Annotated in this window: 21 protein-coding genes; 4 read left to right on the top strand and 17 right to left on the bottom strand. The window is 75.0% G+C overall.

Annotated elements, in window-relative coordinates:
• The first annotated feature begins 100 nt into the window (after window positions 1–100).
• Window positions 101–748, top strand: coding sequence for an O-methyltransferase (locus CUD01_RS01705; RefSeq protein ID WP_141318214.1), 648 nt, complete (start codon window positions 101–103; stop codon window positions 746–748).
• A 6-nt stretch (window positions 749–754) separates the two neighbouring features.
• Here CUD01_RS01705 and CUD01_RS01700 read toward each other — a convergent pair whose 3' ends face one another.
• From CUD01_RS01700 to dapE, 6 genes are all read right to left on the bottom strand, one after another.
• Window positions 755–2,353, bottom strand: coding sequence for a leucyl aminopeptidase family protein (locus tag CUD01_RS01700; RefSeq protein WP_141318179.1), 1,599 nt, complete (start codon window positions 2,351–2,353; stop codon window positions 755–757).
• Window position 2,354: 1 nt separating this feature from the next.
• Window positions 2,355–2,522: a DUF3117 domain-containing protein gene (locus tag CUD01_RS01695; protein ID WP_013884554.1), complete on the bottom strand. Its 168-nt coding sequence runs from the start codon at window positions 2,520–2,522 to the stop codon at window positions 2,355–2,357.
• A gap of 145 nt (window positions 2,523–2,667) precedes the next feature.
• Window positions 2,668–3,969: a hypothetical protein gene (locus CUD01_RS01690; protein WP_243861190.1), complete on the bottom strand. Its 1,302-nt coding sequence runs from the start codon at window positions 3,967–3,969 to the stop codon at window positions 2,668–2,670.
• The gene (gene folP / locus CUD01_RS01685; protein WP_232514581.1) at window positions 3,966–4,937 is read right to left on the bottom strand and encodes a dihydropteroate synthase; all 972 of its coding nucleotides are present in this window, start codon (window positions 4,935–4,937) and stop codon (window positions 3,966–3,968) included. The genes CUD01_RS01690 and folP overlap by 4 nt, the downstream gene beginning before the upstream one ends.
• Complete coding sequence (locus tag CUD01_RS01680; RefSeq protein WP_094179356.1) at window positions 4,934–5,764, bottom strand: LOG family protein; 831 nt, start codon at window positions 5,762–5,764, stop codon at window positions 4,934–4,936. The genes folP and CUD01_RS01680 overlap by 4 nt, the downstream gene beginning before the upstream one ends.
• Window positions 5,765–5,773: 9 nt before the next feature.
• A complete protein-coding gene (gene dapE, locus CUD01_RS01675) occupies window positions 5,774–6,853 on the bottom strand; it encodes a succinyl-diaminopimelate desuccinylase (RefSeq protein ID WP_094179355.1) in 1,080 nt (359 codons plus the stop codon).
• Between the two features lie 82 nt (window positions 6,854–6,935).
• Between dapE and dapD the strand changes: the two genes are divergently transcribed.
• Together dapD and CUD01_RS01665 are read left to right on the top strand one after the other, a co-directional pair.
• A complete protein-coding gene (gene dapD / locus CUD01_RS01670) occupies window positions 6,936–7,877 on the top strand; it encodes a 2,3,4,5-tetrahydropyridine-2,6-dicarboxylate N-succinyltransferase (RefSeq protein ID WP_141318175.1) in 942 nt (313 codons plus the stop codon).
• 5 nt (window positions 7,878–7,882) lie between these two features.
• The gene (locus CUD01_RS01665) at window positions 7,883–8,782 is read left to right on the top strand and encodes a hypothetical protein (RefSeq protein WP_141318172.1); all 900 of its coding nucleotides are present in this window, start codon (window positions 7,883–7,885) and stop codon (window positions 8,780–8,782) included.
• 7 nt (window positions 8,783–8,789) lie between these two features.
• Here CUD01_RS01665 and CUD01_RS01660 read toward each other — a convergent pair whose 3' ends face one another.
• From CUD01_RS01660 to fdxA, 4 genes are all read right to left on the bottom strand, one after another.
• The gene (locus CUD01_RS01660) at window positions 8,790–9,224 is read right to left on the bottom strand and encodes a YrdB family protein (RefSeq protein ID WP_141318170.1); all 435 of its coding nucleotides are present in this window, start codon (window positions 9,222–9,224) and stop codon (window positions 8,790–8,792) included.
• A gap of 1 nt (window position 9,225) precedes the next feature.
• Window positions 9,226–10,524 (bottom strand): citrate synthase, encoded by a 1,299-nt coding sequence (locus CUD01_RS01655; RefSeq protein ID WP_141318168.1) that lies wholly within the window; start codon window positions 10,522–10,524, stop codon window positions 9,226–9,228.
• A gap of 174 nt (window positions 10,525–10,698) precedes the next feature.
• Window positions 10,699–11,850: a succinyldiaminopimelate transaminase gene (dapC, locus tag CUD01_RS01650; protein ID WP_141318166.1), complete on the bottom strand. Its 1,152-nt coding sequence runs from the start codon at window positions 11,848–11,850 to the stop codon at window positions 10,699–10,701.
• A 12-nt stretch (window positions 11,851–11,862) separates the two neighbouring features.
• Window positions 11,863–12,189, bottom strand: a complete 327-nt coding sequence (fdxA, locus tag CUD01_RS01645) for a ferredoxin (protein WP_094179349.1) — start codon at window positions 12,187–12,189, stop codon at window positions 11,863–11,865.
• 107 nt (window positions 12,190–12,296) lie between these two features.
• Here fdxA and CUD01_RS01640 point away from each other — a divergent pair, with 107 nt between their 5' ends.
• On the top strand, window positions 12,297–12,545 hold the full coding sequence (locus CUD01_RS01640) for a hypothetical protein (protein WP_141318164.1): 249 nt from the start codon (window positions 12,297–12,299) through the stop codon (window positions 12,543–12,545).
• A 57-nt stretch (window positions 12,546–12,602) separates the two neighbouring features.
• Here CUD01_RS01640 and CUD01_RS01635 read toward each other — a convergent pair whose 3' ends face one another.
• From CUD01_RS01635 to CUD01_RS01605, 7 genes are all read right to left on the bottom strand, one after another.
• Entirely contained in the window at window positions 12,603–15,764 is a 3,162-nt protein-coding gene (locus CUD01_RS01635; RefSeq protein ID WP_141318162.1) for a VanW family protein, read from the bottom strand.
• 116 nt (window positions 15,765–15,880) lie between these two features.
• On the bottom strand, window positions 15,881–16,369 hold the full coding sequence (locus CUD01_RS01630) for a flavin reductase family protein (protein ID WP_141318160.1): 489 nt from the start codon (window positions 16,367–16,369) through the stop codon (window positions 15,881–15,883).
• On the bottom strand, window positions 16,366–16,785 hold the full coding sequence (locus CUD01_RS01625; protein WP_141318158.1) for a hypothetical protein: 420 nt from the start codon (window positions 16,783–16,785) through the stop codon (window positions 16,366–16,368). Before CUD01_RS01625 ends, CUD01_RS01630 begins: the two co-directional genes overlap by 4 nt.
• A 4-nt stretch (window positions 16,786–16,789) precedes the next feature.
• Window positions 16,790–17,719, bottom strand: coding sequence for a PIG-L family deacetylase (locus CUD01_RS01620; protein WP_141318156.1), 930 nt, complete (start codon window positions 17,717–17,719; stop codon window positions 16,790–16,792).
• A gap of 3 nt (window positions 17,720–17,722) precedes the next feature.
• Window positions 17,723–19,654 carry a translational GTPase TypA gene (gene typA, locus CUD01_RS01615; RefSeq protein ID WP_141318154.1) on the bottom strand — a complete coding sequence of 644 codons (1,932 nt, stop codon included), beginning with the start codon at window positions 19,652–19,654 and terminating at the stop codon, window positions 17,723–17,725.
• A gap of 157 nt (window positions 19,655–19,811) precedes the next feature.
• Window positions 19,812–21,629, bottom strand: a complete 1,818-nt coding sequence (locus tag CUD01_RS01610; protein ID WP_141318152.1) for an ABC transporter substrate-binding protein — start codon at window positions 21,627–21,629, stop codon at window positions 19,812–19,814.
• Window positions 21,626–23,416 (bottom strand): ABC transporter ATP-binding protein, encoded by a 1,791-nt coding sequence (locus CUD01_RS01605; RefSeq protein WP_141318150.1) that lies wholly within the window; start codon window positions 23,414–23,416, stop codon window positions 21,626–21,628. Before CUD01_RS01605 ends, CUD01_RS01610 begins: the two co-directional genes overlap by 4 nt.
• Window positions 23,417–23,425 lie beyond the last annotated feature (9 nt).

Raw genomic sequence — 23,425 nt, 5'->3', positions numbered from 1 at the left:
CCCCGCGCTGGCCCGGGGGCCGTGCCGCACTAGGCTGGGGCGAGCCCGCGACCGTGGGCGCACGACGCGCGTCCGACGCGCCACCGCCGGGAGGTCCATCATCTCCGCCGACAAGGCCAGCAGCTGGGTCTACGCCGAGGAGTTCCTCCCGGAGGACGACGTGGTGCTCGCCGCGCGCGAGCGCGCCGCCCAGCTCGGCGCGAGCGCCGTGACCCCCGGCACCGGAGCGGCGCTGACCCTGCTCGCGGCCGCCGCCAAGGCGCGCGCCGTGGTCGAGATCGGCACGGGCACGGGTGTGGCGTCGCTGTTCCTCCTGCGCGGTATGCCCGACGACGGCGTGCTGACGACGATCGACTCCGAGGCCGAGCACCACCGTGCCGCCAAGGAGTCGTTCGCCGACGCGGGGATCCGCTCGACGCGGACCCGCACCATCTCGGGCCGGCCGCTCGAGGTCCTGCCCCGGCTCACCGACGGCGCGTACGACCTGGTGCTCCTGGGCCTGACGAGCGTCGGCGGACTGCTCGAGTCCGCGCCCGAGTACCTCGCGCAGGCCGTGCGGCTGCTGCGCCCCGGCGGCGTCCTGGTCGTCGACCACGCGCTGTGGCACGACCGGGTGGCGGACCCGGCGCGCCGCGACGAGGCGACGACGACCGTGCGCGAGCTCGGCCGCGCCGTGCGCACCGACGAGCGCCTGCAGCCCGCGCTGCTGCCGGTCGGCGACGGCCTGCTCGTCGCGGTCCGCCGCTGACCGAGGTCAGCGCAGGTCGGTGAGGTAGCGCAGCAGCAGCCGCGCCCCGTAGCCGGTCGCGCCCTCGGTCACCTCGTGCTTGTCGGCGGTGGCACGCGCGGTGCCCGCGATGTCCAGGTGCGCCCAGGCCCGCTCACCCGCGAACCGCCGCAGGAACAGCGCGGCGGTCACCGACCCCGCGCCGGTCTTGCCGTCCTCGGGCACGTGCCGCAGGTCCGCGACCGAGCTGCGCGCGGCGCCCTCGTACTCGCCGACCAGCGGCATGGGCCACGCGCGCTCGCCCGACTCCGCGCCGGCCCGCTCGAGCGCGGCGACGAGCGCGTCGTCCGTGCCGTACAGCGCGGCGTACTGCCGGCCGAGCCCGACGGTCGCCGCGCCCGTGAGGGTCGCGACGTCGACGAGCACGTCGGGGTCCAGCTCGGCGTCCGCCCACGCGAGCGCGTCGGCCAGGACGAGCCGGCCCTCGGCGTCGGTGTTGGCGATCTCGACGGTGGTGCCGCCGAACATCGTCAGCACGTCACCGGGACGGTAGGACGCGGCACCGAAGTGGTTCTCGGCGAGCGGCAGCACGGCGGTGACCTTGTGCAGCACGCCGGCCTTCGCGGCGCCGAGCACGGTCGCGAGCGCGACCGCGGCCCCCGCCATGTCGGTCTTCATGGGGACCATCGCCTCGCGCGGCTTGATCGACAGGCCGCCGGTGTCGTACGTGATGCCCTTGCCGACGAGCACGACGTGCTTGCCGTCCGCCGCGAACGTCGGGGGCGTGTAGGACACGGTGACGAGTCGCGGGGGCGACGCCGAGCCCGAGCCGACCGCGAGGATGCCGCCGAAGCCCTCGGCCGCGAGCTCGCGGGGTCCGCGCACGGTGACCTGGAGCCCGGCCTCGGTCGCCAGGCGGCGCGCCTGGTCCGCGAGCCACGCGGGGTTCTTGATGCTCGACGGGGTGGACGCGAGCTCGCGCACGAGCCACGTCGCCGACGCGGCGGTGCGCGCCGCGTCGACCGCGGCACCCGCGCGCGTGCCGTCACGCCCGAGCAGCACCAGGTCGGCCGACGGCTTGACCGACGGTGTCCGGGCCAGGCTGATCGGCACGTAGGCGGCGAGCAGGTAGCCCTCGACGAGCGCGCGTGCCGCACGTGCGGCCTGGGACGCGCTGTAGCCCGCGTCGTCGCCGATGGTCGTCACGACGCGCCGCAGGCCACGCGTGGCGCGGGCGAGCGCGGCGCCCGCGCGGCGCAGGTCGGTGTCGGTGCTCGCACCGATGCCGACCAGCACGATCCGCGGCGGCAGACCGGCCCACGGCAGCGTCACGCCGGACCCCGCCGGCCGGGGCAGCTGCACCACGGACGCCTCGCCCGCGGCACCGCTCAGCCCGGCCCGCTCGGCGAGCTCGGCCAGGTCGATGCCGTACCGCGCCGCGGTCGACGCCGCGCCGCGGCGCGGCTGAGGACCCTCGTCCTCGTCGCCCGCGACGGCCGGGGCGACGGGGACGGCGACCGCGTCGACGTCGGGCTCGGTCAGCAGCGGGCTGTCCGCCACGACGCCGCCGACGAGCGAGACGGCCGGCAGGCTCCGGCCGATCGTCAGGGGACGACCAGCGGCCACGTCAGCCTGCGACGGAGGTCAGTGCCTCGCCCAGCTCGGCGGCCTCGGTCGCGTTCAGCTCGACCACGAGACGACCACCACCCTCGAGCGGGACGCGCATGACGATCCCGCGTCCTTCCTTCGTCACCTCGAGCGGTCCGTCTCCGGTCCTCGGCTTCATCGCGGCCATGCGTGGCCTCTCCTTCGCCTCGTGCGTCCCGACCGGGTGCCCCGGTGCGGTCGCCGTGCAGCGCTAGCGCGCCGCTCGTGCCCGCACCACCTGCGATCCCGTGGTGCCGGATGTCCGTGGGCCATCCTAGTTCACAGGCCGGACATCACGGCGGCCAGCCGCTCGTCAGGCGCCAGAACCGCCACACCCAGACCGCCTGCAGGACCAGCATGAGCACCACGACACCCGCGAACCACGCCCACCGCGCGGCCCCCGGCCGGCGCACCACGCCGGCCGTGATCGCCCCCGCGGGGAAGGCGAGGACGAGGAACCGCGCGAGGCTGCTGCCGGGCTCGATCGCCGCCGCGAGGTAGAGCAGGTACGCGGCGGGCCACGCGTGCAGCTCGGGTCCCAGCCGCCGGGCGGCGGGCACGACGAGCAGCGCGACGACGAACACCGCGGCCGCGGCGAGCACCCACCAGCCGGCGTCGCCGAACCAGAACCGGAGCACGTAGTCCCAACCGCCGAACGGCGTGACCTCACGGACCCCGCGCCACGCCTCCTGCGTGCGCAGGTACCCCTCGGGCACACCCGTGACCCAGCCGCACACCGCGGGCCACGCGAAGCCCGAGACGACCGCGACGACGCCGAGCCCCAGCACCTGTGCGACGTCCCGGCCCGGGAACGCCTCACGACCGCGCCGCGCCGCCACCCACCGCGCCAGCAGGTGCACGCCGACGACGACGGCCATCGGCAGCGCGACCGCACGGGTCAGCCCGAGCAGGACGAGCACACCCGCGCACTCGAGGTAGTGCCGGCGCACCAGCAGCAGCAGCGCGGCGGCGACGAGCAGGAGCGCGAGCGACTCGGTGTACGCGACCTGCAGCACGGGCGAGGTGGGGAACACCGCCACGAGCACGACGGTCGCGAGCGGCAGCCCGGGCCACGCGGCGCACGCGCGCGGCGCGCCGTGCGCCACGGCGCGGTGCACCAGGAGCATCGCGGCCGCGCCGAGCAGCAACGACGTCGTCGGCGCCACGACCTCCCACCCGAGGGTCGTGACGGCCATGAGCCCGCGCACGAGCATCGGGTACAGCGGGAAGAAGGCCCACGCGCTCTGCTGCACGCGGCCCGCCTCGTCGACGGGCAGGGTGTCCGGGTAGCCCTCGTCGGCGATGCGGTGGTACCAGCCCGCGTCCCAGAACAGCCCGGTCATCTGCGCGTACGACGGGTGCGCGTCCGCCCAGGGCGTGGCCCCCTGGTGCGCGGCGGCCTGCAGGACCAGCACCGCGGTGAGGCCGCGCGCGAGCGCGTACACCGCGAGCACCTGCACCCACCACGCCCACGTGCGCGGGTCCCACCACCGGCGCGCCGGCCGCACGACGTCGTGCTCGCCGGTGGGCTGCGCGGACCCCTGTGCGGCCCCCTGTGCGGACCCCTGCGCGGGCCCCTGCACGGCCGCGGTCACGCCAGCCCCCGCACCGCGTGCTCGGGTGCGCGGTCGGCGCGGATCGCGGCGACCATGTCGAGCGTGCGGCGCGTCGCCCGCACGTCGTGCGCGCGGAACACGCGCGCGCCGAGCCACGCCGCCACCGCGGTCGCGGCGAGGGTGCCCTCGAGCCGCTCCTCGGTGGGCAGGCCGAGCGTCTCGCCGACGAAGTCCTTGCGCGAGAACGCCATGAGCACCGGGTACCCGAGCGCGACGAGCGCGGAGGTGCGGCGCACCAGGTGCAGCGAGTGCCACGTGTTCTTGCCGAAGTCGTGCGTCGGGTCGACGAGCACGCTCGCGGGGTCGATCCCGAGGTCGACGGCCCGCCGGGCGGCCGCGGCGAGCGTCGCCACCACGTCCTCGACGACGCCGTCGAGCGGGTCTGTCGCGTCGCTCCCGGGTCCGTGCGGGTACGCGACGCGGAACGGGTCGGTGCGCGGGCGAGCGCCGCCCGTGTGCGAGCACACGACGCCCATCCCGTGCTCGGCGGCCACGGCGACGAGCTCCGGGTCGTGCCCCGCCCACGTGTCGTTCACCAGGTCGGCACCCGCGAGCGCGGCCGCCCGTGCCACCGACGAGCGCCACGTGTCGACGCTCACGAGCAGACCGGGGTGCCGCCGGCGCACGCGCTCGACCAGCGGGATCACGCGCGCGAGCTCCTCGTCGGGCTCGACCCGCGGTCCGCGCCCCGCCCGCACGCCGCCGAGGTCGACGATGTCCGCGCCCTCCTCCTCGGCACGCGCGACCGCCGCGTCGGCACCCGCCTCGTCGTACCGGGCGGGTGCGTAGAACGAGTCCGGCGTGCGGTTGACGACCGCCATGACGACGGGGTGGTCGGGCCCCAGCACGCGGTCCCGCAGGCGCAGCGTGGCGCCCGCTGCGGGCACTCCCGCGAGGCCGCCGGGCTCGCTCCCGGCGGGTCCGGCCGTGCCGGGAGCGCCCGTCACGGCTCGTCGGACGCCGCGTCGGCGGCCTCCTGCGCGGCCTCGGCCTGCGCGGTCGCGGCCTCCTCGGCGGCGCGCAGCTCCGCGCCGCGCTCGAGCACGACCCGCACGGCGTCCTCGGCGGTGTCGACCACCTGGATCAGCTCGCGGTCGACGGGCGAGATGAGCCCGGCGGCGACCACGGGCCCGGTGATCCAGTCGAGCAGCCCCTGCCAGTGCGCGCGCCCGACGAGCACGATGGGGAACTCGATGACCTTGTGCGTCTGCACGAGCGTGAGGGCCTCGAACAGCTCGTCGAGCGTCCCGAACCCGCCGGGCAGCACGATGAACCCCTCGGAGTACTTCACGAACATCGTCTTGCGGGCGAAGAAGTAGCGGAAGTTGACCCCGAGGTCGACCCAGTCGTTCATGCCCTGCTCGAACGGGAGCTCGATGCCGAGCCCGATCGAGACGCCGCCCGCCTCCTTGGCGCCGCGGTTGGCGGCCTCCATGATCCCGGGGCCGCCGCCCGTGATGACCGCGTACCCGGCCTCGACGAGCCGGCGCGCCACCTCGGTCGCGACCACGTACTCCGGTGAGCCGGGGCGGGTGCGCGCCGAGCCGAACACGCTCACCGCGGGCCCCACCTCCGCGAGCGCCCCGAACCCCTCGACGAACTCCGACTGGATGCGCATCACGCGCCACGGGTCGTCGTGCAGCCAGGCCGCACCGCCCGAGGGCCCGCTCAGCAGCCGTTGGTCCGACGTCGTCGTCGGGATCTGCCGCCCGCGCAGGAGCACCGGGCCCTTGCGGTAGCCGCGGCCGGGTGCGGGCTGTCCGTCGTCGCTCATGCCCGCAGCCTAGGAGGTGAGCCAGACGCGCAGGGCCTCGTACGACGTGCGCAGCTGCGCGAGCGGGCAGCGTTCGTCGTCCTTGTGCGCGAGCATCGGGTCGCCGGGGCCGAAGTTCACCGCGGGGACCCCCAGCTCGGAGAACCGGGCGACGTCCGTCCAGCCGTACTTGGGTGCGGGGGCACCGCCCGTCACCGCGAGCACCGCGGCCGCGAACTCCTGCGCGGCGGGTGCGTCGAGCCCCGGTCGCGCGCCGGGGGCCGCGTCGGTGACGACGACGTCGTAGCCGTCGAACAGCTCGCGCACGTGCGCCTGCGCGTCGGCGACCGACGACGACGGCGCGAACCGGTAGTTGACCGTCACCACGCAGCCGTCCGGGATGACGTTCGTCGCGGTCCCGCCGCTGATGAGGACCGCGTTGAGGCTCTCGCGATAGACCAGCCCGTCGACGTCGACGGACCGCGGCTCGTAGGCCTCGAGCCGGCGCAGCACCTCCCCCGCGGCGTGCACGGCGTTGACGCCCGCCCACGCACGCGCCGAGTGCGCGGCGACGCCGGCGAGGCGGACCTCCGCCCGCAGCGTCCCGTTGCACCCGCCCTCGAGGCCGCCGTTCGACGGCTCGCCGAGCACCGCGAAGTCGCACGCGAGCCAGTCCGGGTGGTTCCGCACGAGCCGGCCGAGCCCGTTGAGGTCGGCGGCGACCTCCTCGTGGTCGTAGAACACCCAGGTCACGTCGCGCGTCGGCGCGTCGAGCGCCACCGCGAGCGCGAGCGCGACCGCGACGCCCCCCTTCATGTCGACCGTCCCGCGCCCCCACAGCTCGTCGCCGACGACGCGCGTCGGCAGGTTGTCCGCGACCGGCACGGTGTCGAGGTGCCCGGCGACGACGACGCGCTGGGCCCGGCCGAGGTGGGTGCGCGCGACGACGGCGTCGCCGTCGCGCAGGACCTCGAGGTGCGCGGCGCTGCGCAGCGCGTCCTCGACCAGGTCGGCGAGCGCGCGCTCGTCTCCGCTGACGGACGGGACGTCGCAGATCGCGCGGGTGAGGGCGACCAGGTCGCCGCGAGGGTCGAGGGCGGGGTGCGTCACGGTCCCCGAGCCTAGGGCGCGCGAGCCACGCCGCGATCGGTTACCGACCGGTAACGATTCAGCCGCCCGTAGGCTGGCCACCATGAGCTCTCGCCCCGCCTGGGGGTTCGGTCTCGCGACCACGACCCTCGACGGCACCACTCTCGACACCTGGTACCCCGCTCCCGCGCTCGGCACGCCCGACGACGACGCCGAGGCGCCCGCCGACCTGCACGAGCACGTCGACGAGGCGCGCCGCGTGCGCGTGCACGTCGTGCGCACCGTCGTCGACCTGGACGCCCCGCCCGCCGGGACCGCCGACGCGTACCTGCGCCTGCACCTGCTGTCGCACCGGCTCGTGCGGCCCAACGACGTCAACCTCGAGGGCATCTTCGGTGCGCTGCCGAACGTCGTGTGGACCGACCGCGGCCCGTGCGCGGTCGAGGGCTTCGAGGTCACGCGCGCTCGCCTGCGCGCCGCGAACCAGGTCGCACCGACCGTCTACGGCGTCGACAAGTTCCCGCGCATGGTCGACTACGTGCTCCCGTCGGGCGTGCGAATCGCCGACGCCGACCGCGTGCGCCTCGGCGCGCACCTGGCGGCCGGGACGACCGTCATGCACGAGGGCTTCGTGAACTTCAACGCCGGCACGCTCGGCACCTCGATGGTCGAGGGCCGCATCTCCCAGGGCGTCGTCGTCGGCGACGGCTCGGACGTCGGCGGCGGCGCGTCGATCATGGGCACGCTGTCCGGCGGGGGCCGCGAGGTCGTCTCGATCGGGCGGCGCACGCTGCTCGGCGCCAACGCGGGTCTGGGCATCGCCCTCGGCGACGACTGCGTGGTCGAGGCCGGCCTGTACGTCACCGCGGGCACCAAGGTCACGCTCGTCGGCTTCGGCGACGACGACGGCACGGTCGTCAAGGCCCGCACGTTGTCGGGCGCCGACGGCGTCCTGTTCCGCCGCAACTCGCTCACGGGCGGGGTCGAGGCGGTCGCGCGCACGGGGACGGGCGTGCGGCTCAACGCGTCGCTGCACGCCAACTGAGCGCGGTGACCGACCGCCGGCGCCGACCACGCGCCCGGCGCGGCCGGCGCGCCGCGCGCACGCTCGTCGCGCTGCTGGTGCTCGTCGGGGTCCTGGCCGGTGCCGTCGCGCTCGTCGTGACCGCGCTCGAGCGCCTCGAGCCCGAGGTCCCCGTGGTCGCGCGGTGCACGGCGACCCTCGACGGCACCGCGTGGAGCCTGAGCGCCGACCAGGCGCAGCACGCCGCGCTGTTCGCCGCGGTCGCTCAGCGCCGCGGGCTGCCCGCGCGCGCCGTGACGATCGCGATCGCGACCGCGTTGCAGGAGTCCCGCCTCGAGAACATCGACTACGGCGACCGGGACTCGATCGGGCTGTTCCAGCAGCGACCCTCGCAAGGCTGGGGCACGGTCGAGCAGATCATGGACCCGGTCTACTCGGTCGGGAAGTTCTACGACGGGCTCGTGAAGGTCCCGGGCTACGAGGACATGGAGGTCACCGACGCCGCGCAGGCGGTGCAACGGTCCGCGTTCCCGAAGGCGTACGCGCAGCACGAGGTCCGGGCGCGCGCGTGGGCGTCCGGCCTGACCGGGCACTCCCCCGCGACGATCGCGTGCACGCTGCCGGCCGGCGACGGCGGGGACCCGGACGCGGTGCTGACCCGCGTGCGGCGCGACCTCGGCGACGTCCCCGCGCGGGCGTTCGGCGGCGGCGACGAGCCGGCGGGCGTCGTGGTCGACGCGCGCGGTCTGGGCGACGACGCCGCACGGTCTGCGTGGGCAGTCGCGGCGTGGGCCGTGGCGACCGCCGACGAGCTCGGCACGCGACGGGTCGACGTCGCGGACCGCTCGTGGACGCGTGAGGGCGGCACGTGGACGGCGAACGACCGGGGCGCGCGCGCCGCGGGCACGGTGCGCATCGACTCGTGAGCCCCGCTCACGGACGAGGGGCCGCACCCCTCGTCGTCGCGGCGTCCTGACCGCCGCGCGAGAACCCGAACGCGACCGCGGCCAGAACCGTCAGCACCGCGCCCCACCACCCGAGCCCGACCAGGCCGGCGAGGAGCGCGACGGCGACGAACGGCGCGAGCTGCGTGAGGTAGCGCCACGGCCACGGCAGTCGCGACGGTGAGCGCGGCGCGTTCCACCGCGCCCACACGATCACGACGACCGCGACGTGCAGCACCGCCAGCACGGCCGCGAGCGCGTCCTGCGCAGGCACGTCGATCCGCTGCCCGAGGCGCCACCCCGTCACCCCGGCGAGGACGAGCAGCCCGAGCTCGCAGACGAACGCGACCACGGACAGCGGCCCGGCCACCCCGGGCGGGAGCGCACCGGCGCGCCGCGCGTCGGGGCCGCCGGTGCTGGTCACGTCAGCGCTTGTCGGCGGAGACGTAGTCGCGCGCGACCTCGCCGGTGTAGACCTGGCGCGGCCGGCCGATCTTGGTCGCGGGGTCCGTCATCATCTCGCGCCACTGCGCGATCCAGCCGGGCATGCGGCCCAGCGCGAACAGCGGCGTGAACATCGCCCGGTCGAAGCCCATGGCCTTGTAGATCAGACCCGTGTAGAAGTCGACGTTCGGGTACAGCTTGCGCGAGATGAAGTAGTCGTCGTTGAGCGCGATCTCCTCGAGCGTCATCGCGATGTCGAGCAGCTCGTCGGCCGCGCCCAGCGCCTCGAGCACCGCGTGCGCGCTCTCCTTGACGATCGCCGCGCGCGGGTCGTAGTTCTTGTAGACCCGGTGCCCGAAGCCCATGAGCCGGACACCTTGCTCCTTGTTCTTCACGCGGCGCATGAAGTCCGTGGCGTCGCCGCCGTTCGCCTTGATCTCGTCGAGCATCGTGAGCACGGCCTCGTTCGCGCCGCCGTGCAGCGGGCCCGACAGCGCGTTGATGCCGGCCGCGACCGACGCGTACAGGTTGGCGTGCGACGAGCCGACGATGCGGACCGTGGACGTCGAGCAGTTCTGCTCGTGGTCCGCGTGCAGGATCAGCAGCTTGTCGAGCGCCTCGACGACGACCGGGTCCGGCTCGTACTGCTGGTACGGCACCGCGAACGTCATGCGCAGGAAGTCCTCGACGTACCCGCGGCTGTAGTCCGGGTACAGCAGCGGCTCGCCCTTGGACGTGCGGTGCACGTAGGACGTGATGGTGCGCGTCTTGGCGAGGATGAGCACCGTCGCGAGCTCGACCGTGTCCGGGTCGAACGGGTCGAGCGACTCGGGGTAGAACGTCGACAGCGCGTTGATCGCCGACGACATCACGGCCATCGGGTGCGCGCCGCGCGGGAACGTCCCCATGAACGTGCGGAAGTCCTCGTGCACGAGCGTGTGCCGGTTGACGCGCTCGCTGAACGCGTCCAGCTCGGCCGGCGTCGGCAGCTCGCCGTGGATCAGCAGGTACGCGACCTCGAGGAACGTCGACGACGCCGCCAGCTGCTCGATCGGGTAGCCCCGGTAGCGCAGGATCCCCTCGTCGCCGTCGATGTACGTGATCTTCGACTCGCACGACGCGGTGTTCATGAAGCCGGGGTCCACGGTCACCAGACCGGTGTCGCGCAGCAGGGTCGAGACCACCACTCCGTCGTTCCCCTCGGTCGCGGTGACGACCGGCAGGTCCTTGGCCTGGCCACTCACGACCAGCTGGACCGGGGAGGTGAGGGTCTCGGACATGGCGTTCCTTCCTGCCACGACCTGCGCGGATCGCGCTCTGGTCGTCGCCGACGTCGGCCCTGCGGCCGCAGCGGTGGCCTCCGTTGGCCTGCCGACGACGGTACCTGCGCCCGGCGCGCGGTGACGAATCCTGGGACGACCTGACCCGCTGTGAAACAAGTCACAGCAGGTCGGTCACGCGCCGCGCAGCCGCGCCGCGGCCTCCGCGACCGCCTCGTCGGACGCGGTCAGCGCGACCCGTACGTGCCCCCGGCCGGCCGGGCCGTAGAACGCACCCGGCGCGACGAGGACGCCCAGCCCCGCGAGGTCGGCGACCGTCTGCCAGCAGTCCTGCTCGCCGCCCGCGGGCCGCACCCACAGGTAGAGGCCCGCCGCGGACTCGTCGACCGCGTACCCGGCCTCCTCGAACGCCGCGCGCAGCACGGCGCGGCGCGCGCGGTACCGCTCACGCTGCGCCGCCACGTGCGCGTCGTCGTCGAGCGCGACCGTCATGGCCGCCTGCACCGGACCCGGCACGATCATGCCCGCGTGCTTGCGCGTCTCGAGCAGCCCCGCGACCAGCGCCGGGTCCCCCGCGACGAACGCCGCGCGGTACCCCGCGAGGTTCGACTGCTTCGACAGCGAGTACACCGCGAGCAGGCCGGTCACGTCGCCGCCCGACACGCGAGGGTCGAGCACGCTCGGCACCCCGTCGCTCGCCCACGGCTCGTCCCACGCGAGCTCCGCGTAGCACTCGTCGGACGCCACGACGACCGGGCGGCCGTCCCGCCGCGCGGCATCACGCGCGGCGGCCACCACGGCCGCGAGCTCGTCGACGCCCAGCACCGCGCCGTGCGGGTTGGCGGGCGAGTTCAGCCACACCAGCCGCACGTCGCCGCGCCCGCGCGCGAGCCGCTCCGCGGGGTCGGCGCACGGCTCCGGCGCCGCGCCCGCGAGCCGGGCCCCCACGTCGTACGTCGGGTACGCGACCGCCGGGTGCAGCACGGTGTCGCCCTCCCCCAGCCCGAGCAGCGCCGGCAGCAGCGCGACCAGCTCCTTCGAGCCGACGGTCGGCAGCACCCCCGCCGGGTCCAGGCCCGGCACACCGCGACGCCGCGCGAACCACCGCACGACCGCCTCACGCAGGTCCGCGGTCCCCCACGTCGTCGGGTACCCCGGCGAGTCCGCCGCCGCGACGAGCGCGTCGCGCACCACCGCCGGCGTCGGGTCCACCGGCGTGCCGACCGACAGGTCGACGATGCCCCGCTCGTGCGCGCGCGCCTGCTGCGCGAACGGCACCAGCGTGTCCCACGGGAAGTCCGGCAGCGCGCCGGTCAGCAGTCCCACCGGTGACGAAGGTCAGTCGCCGTGCACGCGCAGCGGCAGCGTCGCGATGATCGGGTGGTCCTTGTCGATCTGCCCCATCTTGGCGGCGCCACCCGGCGAGCCCAGGTCGTCGAAGAACTCGACGTTGGCCTTGTAGTACTCGCTCCACTGCTCGGGGACGTCGTCCTCGTAGTAGATGGCCTCGACCGGGCACACCGGCTCGCACGCCCCGCAGTCGACGCACTCGTCCGGATGGATGTACAGCGACCGCTTGCCCTCGTAGATGCAGTCCACGGGACATTCCTCGATGCACGCCTTGTCCTTGACGTCCACGCAGGGCTCGGCGATCACATACGTCACGGTCGGTCCTCCACTTGACGGGTCGTCCCTAGTATTCCCCACATGCGCACGCGCACGCTCCGGTGTCCACTCCCCGACCCTCCGCCCGCCGCCACGAGGCCCGGACGGTGAGCGCCCCTCCTGCCCGGCCGTGGCGCGAGGCCGCCGCCGGCACGCGCGTCGTCGTCCGACGCCGCCTCGTGCCGGCCCCGCCGGACGGGCCGCACCTCACCGACGTGCTCGGCGTGGTGCTGCGCGTCGACGACGAGGGCCTGACGCTCGACACCTCGCGCGGCCCCGCCCGGATCCTGGGCGCGGACGTCGTGCTCTGGAAGCCGATCCCCCCGCCCCCCGAGCGACGCGCCCGGCGGCACTGACCCGCTGCGGTCGAGGTCGGCACTGCGGTGGAGGTCGACGCTGCGGTCGAGGTCGGCTCAGGGAGCGGCGGACTCCTTGTCCTTGTCCTTCTCCTTGTCCTTGTCGGGCGGCGAGCCGCACACCACGCGGTTCTGCGGCTTGTACCGCCAGGTGTTCGACGTCGTGTCCTTCAGCTCGCCGTCCAGCAGCAACCGGCGCGTCACCGTCACCGAGAAGCCCGGGTTTCCGGCGGACTGCGGCGAGCACGTGCGCGACGTGGAGTACACCGTGGACGGCTGCACCACACCCGAGCGCCCGCTCGTCGACGACTCGACCGTCCAGTACTTGGTCCCCCAGAGGCGCACGTACGCGCGCCCGTCCGCGACCCAGCCCTGCACGAGTGCGCCGTACGGCGTCGAGTTCTTCCACTTCATGTCGATCACGCCGGTGAAGATCGTCGCCTCGCGCCCCTCCGGGTACCGCGCGAACCACTCGCTGTGCGGCGTGTGCTCGACGTCCTCCATGCCCGCGAGGTACGCGGCGTTGAACGTCGTCGTCGACACCTGCGACAGGCCACCGCCCCACGCGTCCGAGTGCTCGCCGTTGACGATCGCGCCGGCCTGCACGAACCCGTGGGCCGCGTCGATCGGCCCGAGCGCGTCGGTGAGGCTGAACGTCTCGCCCGGCCGGATGAGCACGCCCGTGATGTTCTCCAGCCCCTGACGGATGTTCTGCGTGCGGCGCGGCTCGCTCGTCAGCGGCGTCGAGAACTCCGAGACGACTTCCTTGACGCCGAGCTCCTCGAGCGCCTCGGTGGACTCGCTCGGGTCGGTCTGCGTCAGCTCCACCGTCGCGGTGCGGTCCTGCGCGTCGGCGACGGCCGCGACCGCGTCCGCGACGTCCTCCGGCGCCACCGTGGTGCCCGGCTCGCCCGGCACGAGCACCGGCTTGCCGTCCTGGAACTCGAAGTGCGCGTCCGCCGCCGACGTCAGCACACCCTCGGGCAGCTGCTCGACGACCGCGTCCGCGAGCGCCTCACCGTCGAGCTGCAGCTCGAGGTCCCCGTCGACCGGCTGCATCGCTGCAGCCGCCGCGAGCGTGGCCGGCTGCAGCACCGCGAGCTTCTCGGACACGACGACCGAGATCGGGGCGGACACGAGCGGCTCCGCCACGTCGTCCAGCGCCGCCTGCGCCTCCGCCTGGGTGATCTCGGGCTCGACCACCGACGTCGGCAGCGCCAGCGGCTGCGCCGCGACCAGCCAGTCGCGGGACACGAGGTCCGCCGCCGCGTCCTGGTCGAGGCTCCAGCCCTCGGACGCGTCCGTCAGCACCGCGGCACCGTCGACGAACAGCACCGCACCGTCGACCGGTGCGAGCGACAGCGACGTCCCCAGCGCCTCGAGCGCGGCCGTCAGCTTCGCCTCGTCCACCTGCGTCACGGGCTCCTGCGCACCCACGCCGACGATCTGGTCCCACAGCCGGCGCGGCTGCGCCAGGTCCACGCCCGTGAGCCGGTCGACCGTCGCCGCCGCGTCGAACGACAGGCCCGCGGCCTGCGGCTCGAGCGTCGCCTGCACGTCGTTCGCGAGCACCTCGACCGCGTCCTGCGTCGTCGGCGCGAGCTCCTCGTCCAGCCGCGCGACCGCGGCGTCCGCCGAGAGCCCGCCGATGTCCACGCCCGCGACCGTCGCCCCCCGCGGGACGCGGTCCGCCGTCGCGTAGCTCGCGCCGACGTACGCCGCGCCGAGCAGCACGACGACGCCCGCACCGACCGCCAGGCGCCGCGGCCAGCGGCGCACGTGCTCCTCGGGCTCGAAGTCGTCGAACGGCGACGGGTCGCGCGGCGTGGTCGGCACCGGACCGGCCGTCACGCGCGCCGGACCGCCCGGCGTCGAGCCTGTGGACGTCGGGGCGGTGGACGTCGGGGGCGCGGACGTCGAGGTCGCGGACGGCGGGGTGGTGGGTGCCGACGCGGGCAGGACGACCGTCTCGTCACCCCTGGCGTCCGCCGGTCGGGACGTCTGCGTCGTCGGCTGCGCCTCGCGCCGGGGGAACACGGACTCCCGCGTCGGAGCCACGGCGGCGGCCGCGGCAGGGTCCGCGGGCGGCGCGGGCTCGGTCGCCGCGGTCGGCTCCGCGGGCGCGGCCGGCGTGGCAGGCAGGACGACCGTCTCGGAGTCGCGGGGCGCGCTCGTGCGCACGGCGGCCGCAGGCGCGTCGGCGACCGGCTCGTCGGCGGCAGGCTCCTCGGCAGCGGCCACGTCGGGGGCGGCGGCGTCGGCGGCAGCGGCCTCGTCGGCAGCGGCCTCGTCGGCAGCGGCCTCGTCGGCAGCGGGCTCGTCGGCCGTGGCCTCCGCAGCGGCCGTGCGCTCGTCGTCGGACGGCTCTCCGGCATCGGGCTCGCTCGCGTCGGACTCGTCCGCGGCCTCGTCGGCCTCCGGCTCGTCGACCGGCTCGGACGTCGGCGCGGACGTCGGCTCTGTGCCGCCGGCAGCGCTTGCGACAGGTTCCTCTGCCGCGGGCGTCGACGCGGCGGTCTCGGTGAAGATCGCGGGCACGACGACCGTCGGCGCCGGTTCCTCCGCCGCGCCGTCGTCGTCGTCCACGTCCTCGTCGTCCACGACCTCGACGGCGCCCTCGTCCTCGGCGTCGTCCTCGTCCTCGTCCTCGACGGTGGCCTCGTCCTCGCGCGGGCCCTCGTTCTCGGGCTCCTCAGGCCGGACGGTCTGCGCGACAGCGGCCTGCGCCTCGGCCTCGACGGGCTCGTCAGTGGGCTCCGCGTCGGCAGTGGGCTCCGTGTCGGCAGTGGGCGCCTCGTCGGGCTCGTCCTCGTCGGGCACGTCCTCGTCCGACCCGCCCTCGTCCGACCCGTCCTCGTCGGGCACGTCCTCGTCCGACCCGTCCTCGTTCGACCCGTCCTCGTCCGACCCGTCCTCGTCGGGCACGTCCTCGTCGGGCACGTCCTCGTCGGGCGACGCATCGGTGGCGACGGGCTCGTCGGGGGCGACGTCGTCGGCAGAGGGCTCGTCGGTCACGACGTCCTCCGCGGGGGCCTCGTGCGGGTCAGCCGGCTCGGCGGGCGCGTCCCCGGCAGGGACGACCGGGTTCGGACGTGTGTCGTCCCCGAGGGCGGGGCGGCGCGTGGTCGCACCCCAGACGGGCCAGACGACATCGTCGGCCGAGCTCCCGTTCGACGGCTCCTGGGGCGCGGGGCTGTCGGCGTCGGTACGGTCGGTCATCGCTTCCCCTGCTCGGTCGTGTTACGCCCGGCGAGTCTACGTCGCGGTGCCGTGAGGGCGGCGCAGGCCCACGCGCGCCTCGACGCACGCGGACGACCTGTGACGAGATCGTGACCTCAGCGCAGGCCGCGCAGGCGTCCCTCGACGTGCACGAGGCCCCCGACCTCGGGTCCGGCGCGTTCCGCGACGAGCACCTCGCCGACGACGACGTCGTGGTCACCCGCGGCGTGGATGGCACTCGTGCGGCACTCGAACCAGGCGGCGGCCCCGTCGACGCGGATGCCCGCGGCGACGTCGGGTGCGTGGTGCGGGACGCGGGTGAGCTGGTCGACGGCGGGGCGCCCGGCGGACGCGAGCCAGTCGGCGACGGGCGCCTGGTCGGCGCCGAGCACGGAGACCGTCCAGGTGTCGGCCTCGTCGAGCGCGTCGCGCAGGCGCGCGTCGGCGTGCACGCAGAACAGCAGCAGCGGGGGGTCGAGGGACACGGACGCGACCGAGCTGACGGTCATGGCCCAGACCGTGCGCCGCCACGTCGTGGTGACGACGGCGACGCCCGCGGGGAGCGCCGCGACGGCGGTGCGGAAGTCGTCGGGCCGGGCGCTCACGCCGCGCCGTCGCTCGGCGGTGCGGCCGGTGCGGCCGGTGCGCGCGGGGTGTCGTCGAACCAGCGGCGCGGGGCGAGCGCACCGAGGGCGAGCGCGACCACGACCCCGCCGAGCCAGGCGAGGCCGAGCCACGGTGCGTTCACGCGGTCGCCGCCGGGCAGGAGCACGTCACCGCCGGGTCCGGTCCGCGCGAGCACGACGACGGCGAGGAACACACCACCGACGAGCCCGACGTACGCGGGCCACCCGGCCCACGCGCGCACCATGACGCTCGCGGCGAGCACCAGGGCGAGCCCGGCGAGCAGGCCCCACGGCATCGCACCGCGGTGGACGACGGTCCCGAGCGCCCCGATCAGGAGGCCGAGGACGAACGACAGGAGGGCCCGCACGAGGGTCTGCGGGGTCAGCGGCTGCACGCGGTCAGGCTACCGGCCGGACCCCTGCGGGCCACGCGAGACCGCCGGGGCTCGAGCCGGGTGCGAGGCGGTACTGCTCGACGGGCAGGACCGGCTCGGCCAGGCCGAGGCTGAGGCCGTACCGGCCGACGAGCGCGGGCTCGTCGTCGACGGCGGCCACGTGCTGCACCTGCGTCGCGTGGGCGCGCAGCGCGTCGAGCACGGTGTCGCGCACCGGGCGCGTGTCGACCTCGACCGCCACACGCTCGTCGTCGACGACGACCGAGGCGAACACGTCGTCGTCCGCGGGCGGGGTCAGCGCGTCACCCGGTCCGACGAGGCGGCGCAGCGCGGCACGCGCGGCGCGCGCCCGCCGGCGCCCCTGCGCGGCCCACAGCACCACGGGCACGCGGTGCCCGGCCCGCGCCGCGAGCTCGAGCGCGCGGGACGTCACGTCGTGCGCACGCACGTGGTCCGGGTGGCCGTACCCCCCGCCCGGCTCGTACGTCACGACGACGGCCGGCGCCCGGTCGGCGACAAGCGTGGCGAGCGGGGCGGCGAGGTCGTCGAGCGGCTGCGCGGCCAGCGCCGTCCCCGCGGCGACCGCCTCGGGAGCCGCGACCGCGCGGCGGCCCTCGTCGGCCCAGGCCATGCCCGAGTCCTCGTACCGCGCCCCGGTCAGGGCGTCGAGGAACACGTGGTCGGCCACGCCCAGCGCCGCGAGGGCGCCGGCGAGCTCGGTCTCGCGGTGCGCCGCGAGCGCCGGGCCGTCGCCCTCGAGGTGCGCGAGCGCGTCCCCGATCACCTCGCCGCGCTCACCGCGCGTGCACGTCACCAGGGTCACGGGCAGCCCGGCCGCGGCCCACGTCGCGAGCAGCGCACCCGTCGCGAGCGTCTCGTCGTCGGGGTGCGCGTGCACCGCGAGCAGGCCGCCGGGCCGGCCCGGCCCCGGCACGGCTCAGCCCTTCTTGGTGCGGGACCAGATGCGCGCGCGCTCGGTCTGGTCGAGCACGACCTTGCGGATGCGCACGATCTCGGGCGTCACCTCGACGCACTCGTCCTCGCGCGCGAACTCCAGCGACTCCTCGAGCGTGAGCTTGCGCGGCGGCACGACGTTCTCGAACGACTCGGCCGTGGAGGAGCGGATGTTGTTGAGCTTCTTCTCCTTGGCGATGTTGACGTCCATGTCCTCGTTGCGGGAGTTCTCGCCGACGACCATGCCCTCGTACACCTCGGCGGTCGGCTCGACGAAGAACGTGCCGCGGTCCTGGAGGTTGAGCATCGCGAACGGTGTGGCCACACCCGCGCGGTCGGCGACGAGCGAGCCCGTCATGCGCGTCTCGATGACGCCCGCCCACGGCTCGAAGCCCTCGGCGATCGAGGACGCGATGCCCGTGCCGCGCGTCTCGGTGAGGAACCGCGTGCGGAAGCCGATGAGGCCGCGCGCGGGCACCAGGAACTCCATGCGCACCCAGCCGGTGCCGTGGTTGCTCATGGTCTCCATGCGGCCCTTGCGCTGCGCGAGGAGCTGCGTGACCGCGCCGAGGTACTCCTCGGGCACGTCGATCGTCATGCGCTCCATCGGCTCGTGGACCTTGCCGTCGATCGTCCTGGTGACGACCTGCGGCTTGCCGACGGTCAGCTCGAAGCCCTCGCGGCGCATCTGCTCGACGAGGATCGCCAGGGCCAGCTCGCCGCGGCCCTGCACCTCCCACGCGTCGGGGCGGTCCGTGGGGACCACGCGCAGCGAGACGTTGCCGACGAGCTCCTTGTCGAGGCGGTCCTTGACCTGGCGCGCGGTGACCTTGTGGCCCTTGCCGCCCTTGCCCGCGAGCGGGCTGGTGTTGATGCCGATCGTCATCGAGATCGCGGGGTCGTCGACCGTGATGGGCGGCAGCGGGCGCGGGTCGTCCGGGTCGGTGAGCGTCTCGCCGATCGTGATGTTCTCGATGCCCGCGACGGCGACGATGTCGCCGGGGCCCGCCGCGTCGGTGGGCACGCGCTCGAGCGCCTTGGTCTCCAGCAGCTCGGTGATGCGCACGCTCTGCTGCGAGCCGTCGTTGCGCACCCACGCGACCGTCTGGCCCTTGCGCAGCGTGCCGTTGAAGACGCGCAGGAGCGCGAGCCGGCCGAGGAACGGCGACGCGTCGAGGTTGGTGACGTGCGCCTGCAGCGGCGCGGACTCGTCGTACGTCGGCGCGGGGATCTTCTCGAGGATGGTCGCGAACAGCGGCTCGAGGTTCTCGCTGTCCGGGAGCGCGCCGTCGGCGGGCTGCTCGAGCGACGCGCGGCCGGCCTTCGCGGACGCGTACACCACGGGGACGTCGAGGATCGCGTCGAGGTCGAGGTCCGGGACGTCCTCGTGCAGGTCGGACGCGAGGCCGAGCAGCAGGTCGGTCGCCTCGTGGACGACCTCGGTGATGCGCGCGTCGGGACGGTCGACCTTGTTCACGACGAGGATCACGGGCAGCTTCGCGGCGAGCGCCTTGCGCAGCACGAAGCGGGTCTGCGGGAGCGGGCCCTCGGACGCGTCGACGAGCAGCACGACGCCGTCGACCATCGACAGGCCGCGCTCGACCTCGCCGCCGAAGTCCGCGTGGCCGGGGGTGTCGATGACGTTGATCGTGATGCCCTCGGGCTGACCCGCCGCGGCCGCCGCGGGGCCCAGGTACCGGACCGCGGTGTTCTTCGCGAGGATCGTGATGCCCTTCTCGCGCTCGAGGTCGCCCGAGTCCATCGCGCGCTCGTCGACGTGGTCGTGCGCGCCGAACGCGCCCGACTGCCAGAGCATGGCGTCGACCAGCGTGGTCTTGCCGTGGTCGACGTGCGCGACGATCGCGACGTTGCGCAGGTCGCCGCGAACGGCAGTTCCGGTGACGGACGAGGGCATGCGAGCTCTTCTCGAGTGGAGGAAAGGGGGGTGACGCCGACGGCGGCGCCGGTCGATCTTACCCGGTCCGGGCCAATCACCGGTGGCCGCGTGGCCCTCGCCACACGTGACCTGCGCCGCGCCGGGCCGCCCGCACGACTCGGGCCCACGCCCGGGCTCAGCCCTGTGCGGCCCAGGACCACCAGTCGGTGAGGTCGGCGCGCGAGAGCCGCAGCAGCGGAACCTCGCCCACCTGCGGCGTGCGCGCGACGGGCGCGGAGCGCGTGGCCGTGAGCGCGGGGGCGTGCACCAGCGGCAGCACGGCACCGGCCTCGACGAGCCTCGCGGCGAGCGTCGCCTGCCCGGCGGCGAGGCGCGCGGGGTCGGTCTGGGCGGCGAGCGCCGCGAGCGCCGCGTCGGTCGCCGCGTCGGACCACGCGGTCACGTTCGCGGTCCCGTCGGTCCCCCACCGGCCGACGAGCGACGCGACGGGGAGCTCGTCCTGGACGGTCGGGACCAGCGCGACGTCCCACGCGTCGGGCTCGGCCCACAGCGCGGTCGCCGGGTCGGCCGTCGAGGCCGTGACCTCGAAGCCGGCCGTGCGGGCGGAGTCCGTGAGCAGCGCGAGCGTCTGCTCGCGCAGCGGGTCGGTGGTGGAGACGAGCACACGCACGGCCACCGGTGTGCGCACCCCCGCGTCGGCGAGCCGCGCGGCCGCGGCGGGCGCGTCGGGCTGCGCGGTCGCGACCGGGCCGCCCGCACCGTCCCCGACCGTCGCGAGCACCGCGGTGTCCACGACCGCCTCGGGCCACAGCGGCGCGACGACCTCGTCGACCACCTGCTCGCGCGGCACCGTCGACCACAGCGCGCCCCGCACCGTCGGCGCGTCGTCACCCGCGAACGGACCCGTGCCGCCCGCCCGCGCGACGAGCTGCCACGCGGCGTCACCGCCCGTCACCACCCGCGCCTCGGCATCGACGAGCGCGTCACGCACGTCCGGCGTCGCGACGGGCGCGACGACGTCGACGTCGCCGGCCTCGAGCGAGGAGACCTGGTCCAGCGGGTGCTGGTCGGTGCGCACGCGCACCGAGTCGAAGCGCGCGGGCCGCGAGCCCGCGTACCGCTCGTTGCGCACCAGCTCCACGGCCGAGGCCGTCACCGACGCGAGCGCGTACGGCCCGGTCGTGACGGCGTCGGCGGTGCTCGCCGCCAACGCGTCCGTGTCGAAGCCGGTACGCCACGCGCGGGAGACCGCCACCAGGTCGTCGTGATGCCCGGCGGGTGCGGTCACGGCCGCGACGACCGCCGCGGCCGCCTCCTGCGCGTCCTCCACACCCAGCGCCGTGCGGCCCAGCACGTGCGCGGGCAGGTTGACGTCGAGCGCGACCTGCCAGTCCGCGACCGGCTGCGCGTACACGAGCGTGACGCGACCCTCGTCGTCGACGGCTGGGACGGCCTGAACGTGCACGAGTGCCCGCGAGGTCGCGGCGAACGCCACGCCCGCGTCGAGCGCGTCCCCGTTGACGATCTCGCCGTCGTCGCCCAGCTCGGGCGCGACCTCGTCGAGCGCACCCGAACGCGCGGCCCACTCGAGCAGCAGGTCAGCCGCCGTCACGGGCGTCCCGTCGGACCAGCGGGCGTCCGGGCCGATCGTGTAGCGGACGGTCAGCGGGTCGTCGGCCGTCTTCTCGACCGTGCCGAACGCGGCGTCCGGGACCGCGACGCCCGCGGCGTCGAGCGAGACGAAGCCGTCCTGCACGAGCCCGCGGACGAGCACCGACCCGGGCAGCCGGCCCTGCGACGTCCCGGCGTTCAGCGAGCCGAACGGCGCGCCGACGCTCACCACCACGTCCCGCGACCGGTCCGGGCCCGGCTCGGGCGACGACGAGCACGCGAGCGGCACGAGCGCGACCGTGCCACCCAGGAGCGCAGCGAGGAGCGTGCGGCGGCCGCCTCCACGGCGACCGGCCGCACGCCCCTGCGCCGCGTGGGTCACGTGCGGTCGATCAGCAGCGCCCGCAGCTCGCGACGCTCGCGCTGCTTCTCCGGGTTGGGCAGCGGCACGGCCGCGATGAGGCGCTGCGTGTACGGGTCCTGCGGGTTGCGCAGGATCGCGTCGCGCGAGCCCTGCTCGACGATCCGGCCGCGCTGCATCACGACGATGCGGTCCGCGAGCAGGTCCACCACCGCGAGGTCGTGCGTGACGAACAGGCACGCGAACTTCAGGCGCTCCTGCAGCTCCTGCAGCAGCTCGAGCACGTGGGCCTGCACCGACACGTCCAGCGCGGACGTCGGCTCGTCGGCCACGAGCAGCTCGGGCGACAGCGCGAGCGCACGCGCGATGCCGACGCGCTGCTTCTGACCGCCCGACAGCTCGTGCGGGTAGCGGTTGCGGTACGCGCGGGGCAGCTCGACCTGGTCGAGCAGCTCCTCGATGCGACGCTGCAGCTCGCCACCCTTGGCGATCTTCGCGAGGTACAGCGGCTCACCGATCGACTCACCGATCGGCAGGCGCGGGTTGAGGCTCGACGACGGGTCCTGGAACACCATGCCGACCTTGCGGCGCAGGCGCGCGATCGTCTTGCGGTCGTTCGACGAGACGTCGATGTCGCCGACCGTGAGCGTGCCCTCGGCCACCGGCAGCAGGCCGACCGCGGCGCGGCCGATCGTGGTCTTGCCGGAACCGGACTCGCCGACGAGGCCCACGACCTCACCGGGCCGCACGACGAGGTTCGCGCCCTCGACCGCGCGGAACGCCGGCATGCGCCCCTGCTTGGGGTACTCGATCGCGACGTCCTTGAGCTGCAGGATCGGCTCGGTGCCGGCCATCTCGCGGGCGCGCTCCTCGCGACGCGCGGCCTCGAGCTTGGCCGCGTTCTCGGCCTCGCGGCGCGCGAGCTCCTCGCGCGACACGTCGACGACGAGGTCCTCCGCGTGGGTCGCGCTCGCGAGCGCGGCCGTCAGGTCGATCTCCGGGCCGCCGAGGTGCGGGACCGCGGCGAGCAGCTCCTGCGTGTACTGGTGCTGCGGGTCGGAGAAGATCTGCTCGGACGTGCCCATCTCGACGATCACGCCGCGCCGCATGACGGCGATGCGGTCCGCGAGGTCCGCGACCACGCCCATGTCGTGCGTGATGAGGATGACCGCGGAGTCGAGGCGGTCGCGCAGGTTGCGCATGAGGTCGAGGATCTCGGCCTGCACCGTGACGTCGAGCGCGGTCGTCGGCTCGTCGGCGATGAGCAGGGCCGGGTCGCAGGACAGCGACTGCGCGATCATCGCGCGCTGGCGCTGGCCGCCCGAGAGCTGGTGCGGGTACGACCGGAACGCCTTGTCCGGGTCCGGCAGCTCGACCATCGACAGCAGCTCGAGCGCGCGCTCGCGGGCCTGCGCGGGCGACATCTCGCTGTGCAGGCGCAGCGTCTCGATGATCTGCGAGCCGACCGTGTACGCCGGGTTCAGCGCGGTCATCGGCTCCTGGAAGATCATCGCGACGTCGTTGCCGCGGATCGCGCGCATGCGCTTGCTCGGCAGCCCGCGCAGCTCGGTGCCACGCAGCTTGATCGAGCCCGAGATGCGCGCGTTGCGCGGCAGCAGGTCGAGGATCGCCATCGAGGACACGGACTTGCCCGAGCCGGACTCGCCGACGATCGCGAGGACCTCGCCGGGGGCGACGGAGTAGTTGAGCTTGATCGCCGCGGGCACCCACGTGCGGTCGACCGCGAAGTCGACCGACAGGTCGCGCACCTCCAGCACGGGCTCGCGGGTCGTGGTGGGCGTGGTCATGACAGAGCT

The organism is Cellulomonas uda (genome assembly GCF_006538705.1).
Taxonomy (GTDB): Bacteria; Actinomycetota; Actinomycetes; order Actinomycetales; family Cellulomonadaceae; genus Cellulomonas; species Cellulomonas uda.
Note: the sequence above shows the minus strand (reverse complement) of the source record. Positions and strands in the feature narration are given on the sequence as shown.

Coding starts and splice junctions, on each gene's coding strand:
- CUD01_RS01655 (WP_141318168.1), bottom strand. CDS start 10,524: ATGTCCGAGACCCTCACCTCCCCGGTCCAGCTGGTCGTGAGTGGCCAG.
- typA (WP_141318154.1), bottom strand. CDS start 19,654: ATGCCCTCGTCCGTCACCGGAACTGCCGTTCGCGGCGACCTGCGCAAC.
- CUD01_RS01635 (WP_141318162.1), bottom strand. CDS start 15,764: ATGACCGACCGTACCGACGCCGACAGCCCCGCGCCCCAGGAGCCGTCG.
- dapD (WP_141318175.1), top strand. CDS start 6,936: ATGAGCTCTCGCCCCGCCTGGGGGTTCGGTCTCGCGACCACGACCCTC.
- CUD01_RS01605 (WP_141318150.1), bottom strand. CDS start 23,416: ATGACCACGCCCACCACGACCCGCGAGCCCGTGCTGGAGGTGCGCGAC.
- CUD01_RS01695 (WP_013884554.1), bottom strand. CDS start 2,522: ATGGCCGCGATGAAGCCGAGGACCGGAGACGGACCGCTCGAGGTGACG.
- CUD01_RS01680 (WP_094179356.1), bottom strand. CDS start 5,764: ATGAGCGACGACGGACAGCCCGCACCCGGCCGCGGCTACCGCAAGGGC.